The following is a 15,437-nucleotide window of genomic DNA, read 5'->3' as shown; positions in this document are numbered from 1 at the left end:
GCTGTTCCGCGGAGGGACTGACGGTCGTAGCGGCCAGGACCTTCCCAAGCAGAGCGGACGCCATTAGGCTGTTACCTCCTTCTTCTCGGACTTCTCGCGGGACCGCTTTTTCATCATCGGCCAGCCCTTGCTGCCCTGGTCAAGTGCCACGGCGATGACGACGACGAGTCCGGTGACGATCTGTTCGTAGAAGCTCGGGACGTTGAGCAGGACAAGGCCGTTAGTCAGGGCGCCAAGGATCAAGGCTCCGACCAGGGTCCCGGCGATGCGGCCCTCACCACCCATGAGGTTGGCTCCGCCGATCACAGCGGAGGCGATGGCCGTCAGCAGGTAGGGGCTGCCGGCGTCGGTCTGTGCGGCGTTGATCCGGGCGACGATGACCAGTCCGCCGACGCCGGCCAGCATACCGGAGAGGGCGTAGACGGCGATTTTGACCCTGTCGACACGGACTCCAGAGAGCCAGGCTGTTTCTTCGCTGCCGCCGGTGGCGATGACGTTCTGTCCGAAAACTGTGCGGCGAAGCAGTAGCCAACAGAGCGCGGCCAGGACCGCGACGAGGATGACCGCCACCGGAACGCCACCGATGTAGCTGTTGAGCATGAACACGAAGTCCTTGGGCACGTTGTAGACGGGGCGGCCATTGGTGACGACGTATGCGCAACCCTGGTAGATGCTCATCGTTCCAAGCGTTGCGATGAAGGGCGGCAGCTTGAGTTTAGTGATGAGCACGCCGTTGAGGGCACCGCATACCAGGCCGAGGGCGATGCCGGCGAGCAAGGCGAGGAAGGGCGAGGTCCCGGCGTTGACCATGAGAGTGGCGGAGACGATCCCGACGAAACTCGCGATGGAGCCCACGGCGAGATCGATGCCGCCGGTGATGACCACGAAGGTGATGCCGAGGCCGATGATGGCGTTGACGCTGGCGGAGATGGCGATGTCCCTGAGGTTGCCAGCCGTGAGGAAGTTTCCGTTCAGCATTCCGAAGATCAGGAAGATGACAACGGCCGCGATGTAAATACCCAGCGCCTGGAGGTTAAGGGTCGGCCGGGTGCGGGGCTTGGCGGTGGCGTCCTGTTGTTGATTCACGGTTTTCGGGTCGTGTTCGCCCGCATCATGTTTGGGCAGCGTGGGCTGGCTCATGTCGTCGTCCTTTCGGCGATGCCCATGGCGTTGGCCACGAGGCTGTGTTCGTTGATGTCGTCCCCGGTATGTTCGGAGACGAATTGACCCTGCCGCATTACTTTGACCCTGTCGCTGAGTGAGATGATTTCCGGAAGGTCGGAGGAGACCACGATGACGGCGCTGCCGGCATGGGCCAGCGCGTCGATGAGCTCGTAGATCTCGACTTTTCCTCCGACGTCCACACCTTTGGTCGGTTCGTCAAAGAGGAAAACCTTGGTGTTGCGCCAAGTCCACTTGGCGATGACTATTTTTTGCTGGTTGCCACCGGAGAACTGGCGGGCGTTGAGACGCACGTTGGCGGGGCGCAGTGACATTCGCGCCGCGGCCTCTTCCGCCGCGGCTATCTGTTTGCGCCTGCTGATCAACGGTCCCAAGCCGTTGAACTGCCTGTCTGCGGTGAGCGCCACGTTTGCGTATGCCGGAACCTGCAGGACAAGCCCCTGGTGCTTGCGTTCTTCGGGGATGAACGCAATGCCGGCATTGCGGCTGTCACGAGGCGAACGGATTTTACGTTTCTTCCCGTCGATGCGCACCGTTCCCGTGCTGCCTTTGTCGGCCCTGATGATCGCGCGCAGGAATTCGGTGCGCCCAGAACCGACCAGGCCGGCAATGCCCACGACCTCCCCTGCACGAGCATCCAGGGAGAGGGGCTTGACGCCCGTGGGGTGGGTGACGTCCGAAGCGGAGAAGATGACTGGGGCGTTGGGTTGCATAGGGTGCTGCCGCTTGAACGCGAGCAATTCCCGGCCGACCATGTTCCGCACGATGTCCTGTTCAGATGTCTGTCTGATGGCAGTTGTGTAGTTGACGGTGCCGTCGCGCAGGACCACCACTTTGTCGGAGACGCTCATGACCTCGGGCATTTTGTGCGAAACATAGATGATCCCCACACCGCGGGTGTGGGCAATCTCCCTGACCCTGGTGAGGACGCCCTCGACGTTATGTTCGAGCATGCTGGTCGTGGGTTCGTCCAACGCTACGATTTTTGCGCCGAATGCCATTGCCCGGGCGATGGTCAGGGCGTGGCGCTGTGCCGGACTCAATCCCTGCACGGGGGCCTTGGCGTTGAGCGGAAACCCCATCTGGGCGACGTCTGCCAGGGCCTGATCAATGTCCGCCGCGGCTTCCCGGCGCTGCCGTGAGGTCCGGCCTAGCAGCAGGTTCTGTTCCACGGTCAGCTGCGGCACGATGGCCGGTTCCTGGTGTGCGATTTTCACGCCCTCAGCCAGTGCCTGCCGCGGTGAGAAGTGCGCCCTTCGGATTCCGTCGATGATCACGGAACCGTGGTCGGGGACGAGCGAGCCACCGAGGATGGCGAGCAAGGTGCTTTTGCCGGCCCCGTTTTCTCCAGCCAGCGTGCAGATTTCGCCGCGTTCCAGCGTGAAGTTGACGTCGTTCAGGGCTCGGACACCGGGGAAGGACTTGGCGATATTCTGCAGTTCAAGCAGCGGTGCAACCATGATCCGCAACGCCCCCTACGGCATGCCGGTCGGGTACTGCCCGACATTGGCGGAGTCGATGATGAAGGCAGGAACGTCGACCCATCCCGGGACTTTTTTCCCGGCCAGAAGCCAGAGTGCAGCGTCCACACCGCTGGCCCCTTCAGTGGTTGGCTGCTCGCTCACTGTGGCGGTCATGGTGCCGGCCTGGATTTCTTTCTTGGCTTGGGGAATGCCGTCGGTGCCGACCAGCAGGACCTTGCCCGTGAGGTTCTTCGCGGCGATGGCGGCCGAGACACCCAGAGCCATACCGTCGTTCTGGGAATAGAACGCCTTAATGTCGGGGTTCGCTGTCAGCATGGCAGAGGCGATTTCCTGTGCTTTGGTCTGATCCCATTTGGCGGTCTGGGATGCAACCAGCTGCATGTTGGAATGCTTTGCAACACCGGCTTTGAATCCCTCTCCGCGGTTAAGGGCGTTCGAGGACCCGGGGTCGCCTTCAATCATGGCCACTTTGCCGCCTTCCGGCAGCTTTGCGGCGATATAGTCCGCTGCGGTCTGTCCAATCGTCTTGGCATCGGGGCCAACGTAGACAGTTCCGGGGACGGTGCCCTTCGCGTCGTTGAGAATGATGACCGGAGTATTTTTGGCCAAGGCATCGTTGAAGACGGTGTCGAGGCCCGTTGCGGAGATTGGTGAGGCGAGCAAGGCGCTGCAGCCCTGGTTCGCCGCGCTTTTCGCCTTGTCCAACTGCTCCGTGATCGAAGACTCATCCGTCACGTCGAACGTCTGGTACTTGACGCCGAGCTTTTTTGCCTCAGCTTCAAACCCGTCCCTCTCGAAGCCCCAGAACTCATTGGACAGAGTCCGAGTGATGTAGCAAAGCTTGGTGTCTGCTGACCCTGCGGGCGCCCCAAGACTGGCCGTGAGCTCCTTGATGGGTGTCTTCGTTGCCGCGTCGACCAGACTGACCGGACCCGCAGCCTGGCCTGACTGCCCTGAAGAACCCTCAGGGGTGGCACTGCAGGCTGCCAGGAGCGCCACGGCTGCGGCGGCGGCAATTTGGGTCGCTGCCTTGGGAATTTTGTTCATGATCTTTGTATTCCTTTCGTCTTTGGAAGGCCCCGCGCGTGCGGGATTCAGGCTTTTTGTTTGTGGGCGACTTTGTGGGCGACAGTCTCAATGAGAGGAACGGCGCCCAGGTTTCGTCATCCTGTGGAGTGCGGTTGAAGTTGAGTGTCGACAGTGTCCTCAGCGACGGATGCTCTCCGACGCTTGACTGGCTGTAATGGAGCCCTTGGAGAGGGGAACGCCAATGACGTTTTCGATCTGCCGGATGTCATCGGAAGTCAGGAAAGATTCGGAGCGGCTGCAGACGAGCCGGCCGGCCTGGTTGGCAGCCCGAAGGCTTACTGCGAACGGGTGGTCGTTGGCCATCGCCAGCACCATGGTGGCCAGGAAGCTATCCCCCGCCCCGATGGAGTTCACGACGTGGATCGGTTCGACCTTTTCCTCTACCAGGTGGTTCCCGTCCAGGGCCACCGCCCCGCCGTCGCCTAGTGTCAGCACGGGGGTCTTGGCGCCGGCCTCGCGCAGAGCCGTAAGTAGCAGATGTTCGTCGGTGTCTGGCGGGACGTCCAGTACGTGACACGCCTCGCTGCGATTCATGACCACGACGTCGGCGAGCCGGAGGAGAGTCCTGGCCTCTGAATGAACCGGAGAGAGGTTCAGCACCACGGTTGAGCCAAGTTCACGGAACCGGGTCGCGGCCCGGCGGACGGCGGGAAGCGGGACCTCGAGGTTTAGAACCACAAAGGCGGGCGGTTCATGGCCGTTGAGGTAGGCGTCGACATCGGCTGCCGAGAAATTGCCGTTGGCTCCCGGGACGACGACGGTGTCGTACTCGCCCTCCGGGTTGACTCGTACATGCCCCACACCGGTGTAGGTCCGATCATCGCGAATTATTCCGTCTGTGGTGATGCCCCGTGCCCGGAGTGTCCCGGCGATGAAGTTGCCGAGATCATCCGACCCGACGCGTCCGACGAGCGTGACTGTCGGGTCCAACGAGGCGATGCTCATGGCGGCATTGAGGCTCTTGCCGCCGGCTGCCATTTCGAAGTTGGACCCGGTTGCGTAGCTCGCCGCGCTCCCCTCTGCACCCACGTACGCGATAAGGTCCGCGTTGAGCGAGCCGACCACGCAGATACTGGTTGAGCGCATCTAGACACCCACGACTTTCGACCAGAGAACTGATGATGAGTTCAGTGCATCGCCGTTGGGCAGGTCCGGATGGTCCCGGACCAGTTCGCGGGCCTTGTCGATGATGGTTCCCATCCTCTCGATGTTCATTTCGCATTCGGAGACGGGGTTTTCGCGTACCGGGTCAGTGTCGAAATAGAACGTTCCCTCGTATCCCTCGCGGAGGAGGTAGTACACGAGTTCCAGTGTTTCCGCAAAGTGGATCGACGCTACCACGAGGCCGTCGTCAGCCACACCGTGCGAATCGTTGAGCTGCAGCCCGTACAGTTTCTGCTCGCGCAGGCACATGGCGGCGGACTGGGCCGGATTCTCCCGGGCCATAAGCAGGTGACCGAAGTCCAGGGTCACCCCGAGGTTCGGGCGGTCACAGTCTTTGATGAGGTTCATCACGGCGCCGGTGGTGTTGAGGATAGTGCGTCCACGTGGCTCGGCAGGCTTGTACTCGATCGAAATGCGGATGTCCTGGTCGACGTCGGCGACGGCCTGCAGGCTTTCGACCATCCAGTTCCAGGACTTCATGTAGTCCATTTGAAGCGGGTATTCATACCCGTCATGGGCGGGCCACAGAAGTACGTGGTCCGAGCCGAATTCCCGGCACAGGCTGATGGCTTCCTTCACCATTCCGACGGCCGCTTCCCGGAGCGCTGGATCGGGGTTAGTAAAACCTCCGTTGGCGAACCGGGGCGCCGGCCAGCGAAGCTGGATGCCGCGGACGTCCAGGCCGGCGGTGTCCAAAGCGGCCTTTATGTCCTCTACAGCGTGCTGGCCGAAGTGCTCCGGGTAGTTCAGTTCGAGCGATGTCAGCCCTTTCACGCTTCCGGCCAGGGCGATCAGGTCGATCACGGAATCTTCGCCGCTGGGGTATTTCTTGCCCTTGCCCAGTGCAAAGGAATTGAGTCGGGTGGAGTATTTGATGTCGGTCACTTGTGTTCGCTTTCGATCGAGCAGGCCGCTTGGCCCGCATGGACGGCGATCGAAATTCCTGACGGAACTTCGGCTCTGAAGTTGGGCTGATGTTGGAAGTCTACGAGGCATTCGGCCGTGTCATGGCAGCAAGATCCGGAATCTTTCACTACTGAATATCGATTCAGGAGCCTCCTCATTTGCCGTCCAGCGCCGCCTTGCGGCACGAAGGCCCCGAGTTGCCGGAGCCGTGACATGGAAAGCCAAATGAGGCTATATTCGTACGTGAATGAATATTCATAGCCAGTCCGAAAGTGACGAAACATGACGCAGGTCACAACACAGTCGTCCCTCCTTTCAGCCAGCACGGAGCAGCTTCGCCTGTTCACCAAGATCGCCGTGCTATACCACGAGGAAGGTATGTCGCAGGGCGAAATCTCCCAGCGACTGAATCTCTCGCAGGCAAGGGTTTCGCGCTATCTCAAGAACGCTGTTGAGCTCGGAATCGTCCGCACATCGATAGTTCAGCCCGCAGGCATCTACGTCGGACTGGAGAAGGCGCTCGAGGAAAAATATCAACTCCGCGAAGTTGTGGTGGTCGATGTCATGGACGGCGCCTCACTGGGAATGCGATTGGGCTCATCCGCGGCGACCTACCTCGAAACCACAATCGACGCCGACGATTACGTGGGAATCTCCTCATGGAGCACGACGCTCCTGCATACCGTGGAAGCGATGCGCTCACGGCCGAGAAAAATCGCCAATGAAGTGATCCAACTCATCGGTGGCGTAGGCAGTCCGCAGGCACAGATACAGGCCACGCGCCTTGTCTCGCACCTCGCCGAACTGACATCGGCCAAACCTTACTACATGGGATGCCCCGGGCTCGTGGCGAACCGGCAGATCCGCGAGGCGTTCCTCGGCGATCCGGCCGTGAAGACGTCCATTGAAGCTTGGGACCGCCTGACCACTTTGCTGGTCGGCATTGGAACTTTTCCGGCGTCTCCACTATGGCAGGCGAGCGGAAACGCCCTCAGCAGAGCGGAAGAAAGGGAACTTTCCCGAGCCGGCGCCGTCGGCGAGATATGTTTACGCTTTTTCGACATTGATGGCCAGCCTATGAAGCCCGCCATTGAAGAGCGAATGATCTCTATCGAGGCCGAAGCGATGCTGCGGGTACCCCGCCGCATCGGCGTCGCCGGGGGCATGCGCAAACTAGGCGCCATCCGCGGCGCCGTCGCCGGAGGATGGATCAATGTCCTCATAACGGACGCCGACGTGGCAAGACAGCTCCTGGAACCGCCGCAACTCTAAATGCTGGGACGGCACGGGCGCCCCTTCGGGAGGCAAAGGGTGAAGTCGTCCACCCGGCGTGGTGTATCCACGTGGGTAGCCGACGGGATGACAAAACCGGACGAACTGCTCGCGAACAACTCAAACACTGGCGGTGAGCCCCGCACTGAGCACCTCGAGTCGCTGGGCACACCCACGTGGTTCGCCCGCTTCAGCGCGCAGTTGCTGACGGACCCTCGATCCCGGCCGGCGGTGGAATCGGAGGCGCTTGAGGATCACACGCGCTTCGTCAGATACTGGCGGGCCTTGAGACAAACAGGCCGGATCGCCCGCCGAGGTAGTAGTGGAAGCGGGGAGATTTTTCAATCCATGAGATTGGGCAGCCTTCACCGCCGGAACCCAATAATGATGCCAATAAAGCTTGTGAATGATCCGCTCCCCATTCGGCGTCTTAAACAGAAGCTCGTCGCCAACGCGGCCGGCGGCAGGGATTTCGGGGGACCTACTGCAGCATTTCTGCAGTGTTCATCGCTGCGGAGAAGAAACGGTGAACGTTGTGGATCGTCTTCGGGGACTTGCCCTTGGCTATCATCGACTTCGCCCAGTGGTTTTGGCCCAGTGGTTAGGGTGCCGGTAGTCGAGCTTGTCCACCGGAATGTGGCCGATGACGTGCCGGATATGGAGGTCCAGCATCAGTTGGTAAGTCCTGGTGGTTCCAGCTAGGCAGCCTAATCAGCAGGTCTGTGTGTTCCTGGACAACCTCGGCGACAGCAGGAACCCGGGCCCGGTTGGACGGGACGATCGATTTGGTCGGCTTCGGGAACTTTCATGCATCGATTCCTCCTTTCAGTGATCTCAGACCGAGCCAGCAGACTCTCAAATGACGCTGCCAGGAATCTGGCGGTCCATCAGTTGATGCCAACATAAGCAGGTTTAAACGCCCTTCACCAATCTGTTCTCACGGTTTCCATACGGTCCATCGTGTGTGGTGTCTTCGGCGGCGCCGGCCGCCGCCTCGCACGCGCAACTTGCGGTGCTTCCCGTGGTCAGTCTCAGGTAAGTTCGGTCCGCAACGTTTCGGGCGAGGGTGGACGTCCCAGCACTGATGTAATGTCGAGGCGCGTGCGACTGATCAGCCAGACCCCGTCACAATGGCGCGGAAAGAACGACAAGAGGGTTCTTATCGGCTTGCGGCGGAGCTTCGGGGTCGCGCGCTCGTGCTCGCGCCGGCACACGGACACGGCACCGCCCCTCCGCTGAGGCCACGTCGGCGTCTCACCATTCCCGTCATGTAGTCATCCAACACACAGGCAATGAATGTATATGAAGAACCAGCCACGTAACCGGTACCACTGGACATGCCGCTCCAAATCCACAACGTTTATGTCGTGGAGGCCTGCGAAAACCATGAAGAGCAACTAGGCCCGAAGCCGCCCGCCGCACTTCAGGAAGGAGGTATCTGCGACCAAAAAGGCCCCCGAAGGGGCCCATACGTGAACATTTGTGCACACTCAGAGGCCCACAAGCCCCTGAACAGGGAAAACACATGCCCGAGGTGGGACTCGAACCGGACTCCGGCCCCCGCCAACGCTGGGAACTCCCGCAAACATCCCCAATCCGGCCCAGTCCGACCGATATACGACCCGATCCGAAGCCCAAGGTGTGCACATTGTGCACACCCTTCTTTTGCCCATTTCGCTGCCCCATTCGTCGACTCGGGCGCCCGCACGGGGCTGGAGGTCATCAGTACCTGATCGAGCAAGAATCTGCCACGTTGTCCTATCGCACTCCGCATGGCGACTAGTCCGCTACGGCAACGACATCCCAGAATGGCGACCGGGCAAAGGCAAACCAGGAAAGAGCTGGCTGAGGCCAGAACGACGGCCAAACTCCGAGATGCGTGACGCCGTGCGTGACGCCGAGGTTGGTGACGACGCCCGGCGACTACCGAATGGCAGTTACGGTGACCCGACACAAACATATCCCTCACCGGGAATGGTTGACGTCAGCATTGACAACGCCTCACAGGTAGACCATGCCCTGAAGGACGCAGTTGAGACTGTAAAGCCGCGGCCACCCGCCACGAGACCGGGATCATGATCACCCGAACCGGCGCTGGCCGCTACATCGTCCGGGCACACCCGGCAGTGCCCTTTGGGCTCATCCGGCAGCATTACAACTAAACCGGGACATCGACCCGATGGAAAGCATCCACGCTGAACCTGAAGCCACCGGATTTGCGGCCACTCCCATGCTCGCCTGCGGGGCGCAAACCTCCACAGCATCCCCGCCCGAACGTGTGCGGCGCGGAGCCGCGGGTACTGCCGTCCCAGCCGGACACGGAGATCGGCCCCGTGGTGAGGTTCCCGAGGGTTTCGCGGAGCTCTTTGAAGAGCACCGGGATGGTGGTCTGGCGTTCGCGTATTCGCTGGTGCGGCACCACGCTGATGCCGATGACCTGGTCTCGCGGTCCTTCCTGAAGATCCTTGCGGCGATCCGTGCCGGGAAGGGCCCGGTAGGGCCGTTCCGCCCGTACTTGTACCGGGTGATTCGTACCAGCGCCGTTGGTCACTGGAACACCACCAACAAAGTACGCCAGGTCGGGGACCTCCCGGACCGGGGGGCCGGGTACACCTTCGTGGAAGAGTCCGGCGAGCACGAACTGGCAGCCCGCGCGTTCACCGCCCTGCCCTCCCGGTGGCGGCACGGCCTGGAACTCCTCGATGTCCAGGGACTCAAACCCGCGGAGGCAGCACCCATCCTCGGGATGAGGCCGAACGCCGTATCAGCGCTGGCCGGCCGGGCACGGCGCGGGCTCCGGGAAGCGTACCTGACCCTCAGCCTGGACGAACCAGCGCAGGATGACTGTGTCCCGCTCGGCAAACTCCTGGCACGGGAGGTACTGCAAACGGCATCGCACCGGGAACGGACCAAACTCTACGAACACCTGGACAAATGCCCCCACTGCACCCGCGCCCTGGCCCGGCTCCGCGAGACCTACGCCGCCATGGGCGCCTTGTAACAGCCACCATGGGACCGCGAACCGGGCAGGGCTTGGGCGTCATGATCGGCCCCCGCCGCGGTCAATGGGTGTCCGTGACAGTCTGGCAGCCAAGAACCCGGATTCCGGCCGCCACCCCAGGGCCTGTCACGGACCACCGGCACCGCCTATTGGCGCCTCCTTGCTCAGCGTGGTGTAACCCATCCGCCACCCACACCGGCGGATGACGCGTCCGGTGGAACTCTCTGCATAACGGTGTGTGGGGTCTGGCCTGATCCGAAGGAGACGGCCGTGTCAGAATCCACGGCCGAGATGACAGGGGTGATGATCGATCCTGTGACGGGAGAAATCATCGATCAGAAGGAGCTTGCGGAGCAGCTGCTCCCGCAGGCCAAGGAACAGGGAGTGAGCTTGGTTGGCCCTGGCGGGCTTGGGTTCCGGTTTCAGTGCGGATGGTGAGGAGCCTCATTTACTAGCGTCCCTCGGCTATGTCAGTGCACCGGAGGGGATCGAGTCGTGTCGCCATGGCGTCGAAGCGTCACGCCCCTGCCGGGAGTCGCAGGGCTGCGGATTAGGGCTCGAGCGCCCCAAAGGTGGTGCTGAGGATCTCCTGCAGGCCCTGCATCTCGTCGGTCTCGGCCCAGGTTGCCAGGGCGACGTCAAAGGCGCAGAGGCTGGCCTGGACGATGACCTTCGCTCGTAGGAGAGCGTGGTCACCGTCGAGCCGCTGAGCGACAACGGGGGTCAGGATTTCGGCCCACTGCAGGTGCTTCTCGAAGTTGCGCGCGCGGAGTGAGGGTGTGCTCGAGAGCAGCCGGATCGCGATCTTGTCACGGTCCGTCTGCTCGCGGGTGCCGAGCATCGTGGCGTACGCGGCATACAGCGACTCGATGGCGCGCTCGTCAGTCGTTCGGGCTGCGAACGCTTCGGCCACACGCTCCCCGTAATCGGCGAGGGTACCAACGACCATGTCCTCTTTCGCGGGGAAGTACCGGTGCACACTCCTCGCGGACACACCGGCAGCTGCTGCGACCTGCTCGACGGTCACCCCCTCGAAACCACGCTCGGCGAAAAGGTCGACCGCCACATCGGAAAGCCGTTGCCTGACCACGTCGCGAATGACGGCGCGGAGTCCTCCACGTGGGGCGTCTTGATGGCTCATGGAGACATTCTACATCTGACAAACGTGTCAGACTCTGACACTTATGGCATAGTATGACTTACCTGCCTCGCGAAAGGATTTCACATGAAGATACGCCCCCTCGGCCAGCAAGGGCTGGCCACCTCCGCCATCGGCTATGGCGCGATGGATACTGCCCTCGGGAACGACGCGGACTACGACGCAGCGTCGATCTCTGCGATACGCCGCGCTCACGAAGCCGGCGTCACACATTTCGATACCGCCGAGCTCTACGGCTGGGGCAAGAGTGAGCGGGTGCTCGGCGAAGCCCTCGCCCCGATCCGCGACGATGTGACGATCGCGACGAAATTCGGATTCACGCCCGCATTCACCCCGAACTCGCGCCTGGACCATGTGCGGGACGTCGTGGACAACAGCCTCCGACGCCTCGGCGTCGATACCATCGACGTGCTCTACCAGCACATCCACGACCCAGCAGTTCCCATCGAGGACATCGTGGGACTGATGGCGGAGTTCGTGGACGCCGGGAAGGTCAAGTACCTGGGCCTGTCCAACACCAGTGCCGAGAACATCCGGAAGGCCCACGCCGTCCACCCGATCAGCGTCGTGCAGGCCTCTTACTCGATCTTCGACCGCCAGTCCGAGAGGCAATTTGCCGTGCTTGAGGATCTCGGGATCGGCCTAATCGCCTACCGCCCACTGGCTAGAGGGTTTCTCACCGGTGCCGTGAAACCCCTCGAGGGCTACCCGGCCGGTGACTTCCGCCGCAACAACCCCTGGTGGGCACCCGGCAACTTCAAAGCGAACCTCGCGATCGCCGACGAGCTGCAGGTTCTCGCGGACAAGCGGGGAGTGACCTTGTCGCAACTGTCCCTCGCCTGGCTGCTCGCCCGCAAGCCCTACATTGTCCCCATCCCCGGCTCCCGAAACCCGGAGCGCGTGACCGAAAACTCGGCGGCCGCCGAGCTCACCCTGACACCCGGCGACCTCGCCCAGATCGAGGGGATCGCACCCCGCGGAGCCCACGTCTAACGCTGAACCTCGTGGGTCACGACAGCAGAACCCCGCGCCACGAACACCCCGCCTGGCACGGCTTTTCCCAACAAGCCTCTCACTATCTGCCGGGCCCAAGCACCAGGAATATTCTGTCAGACTCTGACGTTCCAGACTTAGACTGCCACACGGCGCCCCAAATGACCTGGTCGCGCTACGCATCACTACAGAGAAGAAAGACACACCATGAAGACACGCACACTCGGCCAGCAAGGCCTCACGACCTCCGCCCTCGGCTACGGCTCCATGGGGATCTCCTCGTTCTACGGACCCGGCGAGGAGCACGAGGGCATCGCTGCGATCCAGAAGGCGTACGAGCTAGGCGTAACGTTCTTCGACACCGCCGAGATGTATGGCTGGGGCGAGAACGAGAAGATCGTCGGCCGCGCCGTCAAGAGCTTCCGCGACGACGTGGTCATCGCCACCAAGTTCGGATTCACACCCGAATTCGGCCTCGACAGCCGCCCCGAGCACATCCGCGAAGTCGTCGAGAACAGCCTCCGCTACCTCGGCATGGATCACATCGACGTCCTCTACCAGCACCGCCCCGACCCCAACGTCCCCATCGAGGAGGTCGCCGGGACCGTGAAGGAGTTCATCGACGCCGGCAAGGTGAAGTACTTCGGCCTGAGCGAAGCCGGCTCCGACACGATGCGCCGCGCGCACGCGGTGCAGCCGGTCTCGGTCCTGCAGACCGAGTACTCCCTCTTCGATCGCGAAGTCGAGGCCCTGTTCCCGGTCCTTGACGAGCTCGGCATCGGCTTCGTCCCCTACTCGCCGCTCGGGCGCGGTTTCCTCACCGGCACCGCGAAGCCGGGAGCCGAGTACGACGAGAGCGACATGCGCCACACCGCAGCCCGCTGGCAGCCCGGCAACTTCGAGAAGAACCTCGACGCCACCCGCCAGCTCAGCGACCTGGCCGCCTCCAAGGGCGCGACCGTCGCGCAGCTCGCCCTCGCCTGGCTGCTCGCGCAGGGCGAGCACATCGTCCCGATCCCCGGCACCCGCAGCGCCACGCGCGTCCAGGAGAACATCGGCGCCGCCGACCTCCCCCTCACTCCGGCAGATCTCGACCGTGTAAAGGAAATCCTCCCCACCGGTGGCTTCGGCTCCCGGTTCCCCGTCGGCATGACCGCCGAATGGCAGTAACCAGCTGACGAGGCGCAGAAACGACAGGCACGCTCCATCGCCGCGAATCCTCAGCTGACGATAATTTCGCCGACATCAACGAACACCCGACAATGGAGTACCACCGTGAACATCCGCATCACCCTTCCCAACGGCGAAGCGACGGGCGAGATCATCGACTCGCCCGCTGGCCGAGAACTCTCCAGCGTCCTCCCGCTCACACTTACTATGGGAGACCTCTTCGAGCGCGAGAAGATGGGCCCCTTGCCCGAGGCCCTCGCGAACGTCGCCGACACCGTCGAGGCGTACACCGTCGGCCAGATCGCCTACTGGGCCCCGAGCCAGGACATCGTCTTCTTCTACGCCGACACCGGGGATCTCTCGATCCCGGAGCCGGGCATCGTTCACTTGGGCACCATCACCACTGGCCTGGACCTGATCGCGGCCGCCGGTGATCCCTTCACCATGACCATCGAGAAGGCCTGACCAGAACCTGCTCCGGGACGAAAGCGATCCCGTACCCTTCCCCCATTTGATGGAAGAGTGCGGGATCGGGGTTCACCTACTCAGGTGGCGGCGAGAACGACGACATTCTTCCCAGGTCGCCGTTCGCCCTCGAAGGCCCGATGGGCACTTGCCACGTCGTCGAGTCCCGAATACACGCCCGCGATGACGATCTCCAGGGTCCCGGCTTCGATCGCCGCGAGGTAGCGGGCGAGTGCGTCTGCGGGGAGGTCCGAGGCGCGGCCTGCGTAGCTGGTGAGGTGGACACCGTTGGGAATCTCGAACGGGGAGAACTGCGCAATAGTCCACTCGTCGGCGAGAGAGCCGATAAAACACACTGTCCCACCCGTGCGGACGAGGGCAAGCATTGCAGGCAGAGAGCGGGCGCTAACGAACTCGAGAACCCCACGACTCCCGTCGGAGCAATCTCGGCCACCGTTTCCGAAAGTCCCTCGTCGTCGATCAGGGCGTAGTCGGCGCCGACGCGCTTCAACAAATCGATGCTAGCCGGAGCGCGGGTGGTCGCGATGACCGTTGCACCCAGCTGGTGGGCGATCGCGATCGCGGTGAGCCCTACGGTGGAGGTGCCACCGTGGATGAGGATGCGCTGTCCGGCCGCCAGCCGCAGCCCGGTGGTGATCGCCCCGTGCGCGGTTTGCAGCATCTCTGGAAACGCGCCGATGACATCCCATCCCAGGTCCGTGTCGAACGGGATCACGTTCGCTGCGTCGACGACGGTGTACTCGGCGTAGCTGCCGTCGATGGTTCGGCCGAGACCACCCATCAGGGTGGCGACTTTCTGCCCGCGAGCGAGGTGGACGCCGACGCCGATGGCGTCCACGACACCGACGGCTTCGATGCCCAAGATCCGGGGCAAGGAGAAGTCGGGACCGGATTCACCCTTGCGGCTCGTCACCTCGGACTCGTTGACCCCAAACGCCATCACGTGAACACGCACCCATCGCGGGCGCACTTCTGGGATCGGGACGTCACTGGCGATGAGGCCGTCGATGTCGACGGGGCCCGTGAGCCGGATTGCGCGCATCGTCTCAGGCATGGTTCTGCTCCTTTTCGTGGAATGGGCGACCCGTAACATCATCGCCTGCCACAAGCAGGCGTCTTCTACTTTGGCCATTTCAGACGAGGCCATTCGGCTACGTTAGTATGCCATCTCCTGCCGTCGTCGGAGCCTGTAAAACTTCTTCCATGTCGCCCGGCTTGGGTCGCACGGGATTGATTTCGCACCCACCTGGGCCTGGACGTCCTTGTGGATTTTCGGGCGGAGCTTCACGCCACCGGGCTTGTACACGCCGTGGACGTTGCCGAAGGTCAGGGCCGCGATGTAGCGGCCGTGCTCACCCGCGCCGAGTGCCTCAACGGTGGCCAGTGCGTCTTCAACTGTGTGGTAGAGCTGCTCGTTGATCTCGTTCTCCACACCGTCCTCTTCGCTGCCTACCTGGTGCTTTCTGTAGGGGCCATGATCGTCAACAAGCCGCGCGTGCTTAAAGACAGCTCCAAGGTGGTACAGCCATGC

At 62.4% G+C, this 15,437-nt stretch carries 12 protein-coding genes and 3 pseudogenes; 6 read left to right on the top strand and 9 right to left on the bottom strand.

The genetic code is table 11. The features are described from left to right. Window positions 1–63: 63 nt before the first annotated feature. The 5 genes from J7E83_RS16855 to J7E83_RS16835 all read right to left on the bottom strand — a co-directional run bounded on the left by J7E83_RS16855 (window position 64) and on the right by J7E83_RS16835 (window position 5,804). A complete protein-coding gene (locus J7E83_RS16855; RefSeq protein WP_214964558.1) occupies window positions 64–1,140 on the bottom strand; it encodes an ABC transporter permease in 1,077 nt (358 codons plus the stop codon). Further along, window positions 1,137–2,642, bottom strand: a complete 1,506-nt coding sequence (locus J7E83_RS16850; RefSeq protein ID WP_214964556.1) for a sugar ABC transporter ATP-binding protein — start codon at window positions 2,640–2,642, stop codon at window positions 1,137–1,139. Before J7E83_RS16850 ends, J7E83_RS16855 begins: the two co-directional genes overlap by 4 nt. A 15-nt stretch (window positions 2,643–2,657) precedes the next feature. Beyond that, window positions 2,658–3,713, bottom strand: coding sequence for a substrate-binding domain-containing protein (locus J7E83_RS16845; RefSeq protein WP_214964554.1), 1,056 nt, complete (start codon window positions 3,711–3,713; stop codon window positions 2,658–2,660). A gap of 159 nt (window positions 3,714–3,872) precedes the next feature. Continuing rightward, on the bottom strand, window positions 3,873–4,841 hold the full coding sequence (locus tag J7E83_RS16840) for a PfkB family carbohydrate kinase (protein WP_214964552.1): 969 nt from the start codon (window positions 4,839–4,841) through the stop codon (window positions 3,873–3,875). After that, on the bottom strand, window positions 4,842–5,804 hold the full coding sequence (locus J7E83_RS16835) for a sugar phosphate isomerase/epimerase (protein WP_214964550.1): 963 nt from the start codon (window positions 5,802–5,804) through the stop codon (window positions 4,842–4,844). 303 nt (window positions 5,805–6,107) lie between these two features. Between J7E83_RS16835 and J7E83_RS16830 the strand changes: the two genes are divergently transcribed. The 3 genes from J7E83_RS16830 to J7E83_RS16820 all read left to right on the top strand — a co-directional run bounded on the left by J7E83_RS16830 (window position 6,108) and on the right by J7E83_RS16820 (window position 10,536). After that, window positions 6,108–7,097 (top strand): sugar-binding transcriptional regulator, encoded by a 990-nt coding sequence (locus tag J7E83_RS16830; RefSeq protein WP_214964548.1) that lies wholly within the window; start codon window positions 6,108–6,110, stop codon window positions 7,095–7,097. Between the two features lie 2,179 nt (window positions 7,098–9,276). Further along, window positions 9,277–10,098, top strand: a complete 822-nt coding sequence (locus J7E83_RS16825) for an RNA polymerase sigma factor (protein ID WP_214964546.1) — start codon at window positions 9,277–9,279, stop codon at window positions 10,096–10,098. A gap of 270 nt (window positions 10,099–10,368) precedes the next feature. Further along, complete coding sequence (locus J7E83_RS16820) at window positions 10,369–10,536, top strand: hypothetical protein (RefSeq protein WP_214964585.1); 168 nt, start codon at window positions 10,369–10,371, stop codon at window positions 10,534–10,536. A gap of 112 nt (window positions 10,537–10,648) precedes the next feature. On the opposite strand, the gene J7E83_RS16815 is transcribed toward J7E83_RS16820, so the two are convergent. Beyond that, the gene (locus J7E83_RS16815; protein ID WP_214964544.1) at window positions 10,649–11,239 is read right to left on the bottom strand and encodes a TetR family transcriptional regulator; all 591 of its coding nucleotides are present in this window, start codon (window positions 11,237–11,239) and stop codon (window positions 10,649–10,651) included. Between the two features lie 84 nt (window positions 11,240–11,323). Here J7E83_RS16815 and J7E83_RS16810 point away from each other — a divergent pair, with 84 nt between their 5' ends. The 3 genes from J7E83_RS16810 (at window position 11,324) to J7E83_RS16800 (ending at window position 13,885) form a co-directional block, all read left to right on the top strand. After that, the gene (locus tag J7E83_RS16810; RefSeq protein WP_214964543.1) at window positions 11,324–12,250 is read left to right on the top strand and encodes an aldo/keto reductase; all 927 of its coding nucleotides are present in this window, start codon (window positions 11,324–11,326) and stop codon (window positions 12,248–12,250) included. A 207-nt stretch (window positions 12,251–12,457) separates the two neighbouring features. Next, window positions 12,458–13,420, top strand: a complete 963-nt coding sequence (locus J7E83_RS16805) for an aldo/keto reductase (protein WP_214964542.1) — start codon at window positions 12,458–12,460, stop codon at window positions 13,418–13,420. A 105-nt stretch (window positions 13,421–13,525) separates the two neighbouring features. After that, window positions 13,526–13,885: a cyclophilin-like fold protein gene (locus J7E83_RS16800; protein WP_214964540.1), complete on the top strand. Its 360-nt coding sequence runs from the start codon at window positions 13,526–13,528 to the stop codon at window positions 13,883–13,885. An 80-nt stretch (window positions 13,886–13,965) separates the two neighbouring features. On the opposite strand, the pseudogene J7E83_RS16795 reads toward J7E83_RS16800, so the two are convergent. From J7E83_RS16795 to J7E83_RS16785, 3 pseudogenes are all read right to left on the bottom strand, one after another. Continuing rightward, a pseudogene (locus J7E83_RS16795) lies at window positions 13,966–14,307 on the bottom strand (zinc-binding dehydrogenase); the annotation flags it as partial. Continuing rightward, window positions 14,280–14,846, bottom strand: a pseudogene (locus tag J7E83_RS21625) (alcohol dehydrogenase catalytic domain-containing protein); the annotation flags it as partial. The pseudogenes J7E83_RS16795 and J7E83_RS21625, both read right to left, overlap by 28 nt. Before the next feature lie 294 nt (window positions 14,847–15,140). Further along, window positions 15,141–15,359, bottom strand: a pseudogene (locus J7E83_RS16785) (class II fructose-bisphosphate aldolase); the annotation flags it as partial. Between the last annotated feature and the right edge of the window lie 78 nt (window positions 15,360–15,437).

It is taken from the genome of Arthrobacter sp. ISL-48, assembly GCF_018613805.1.
GTDB lineage: Bacteria > Actinomycetota > Actinomycetes > Actinomycetales > Micrococcaceae > Arthrobacter.
The sequence above is the reverse complement of the archived record's forward strand: the minus strand, read 5'-3'. Positions and strand labels throughout refer to the sequence as shown.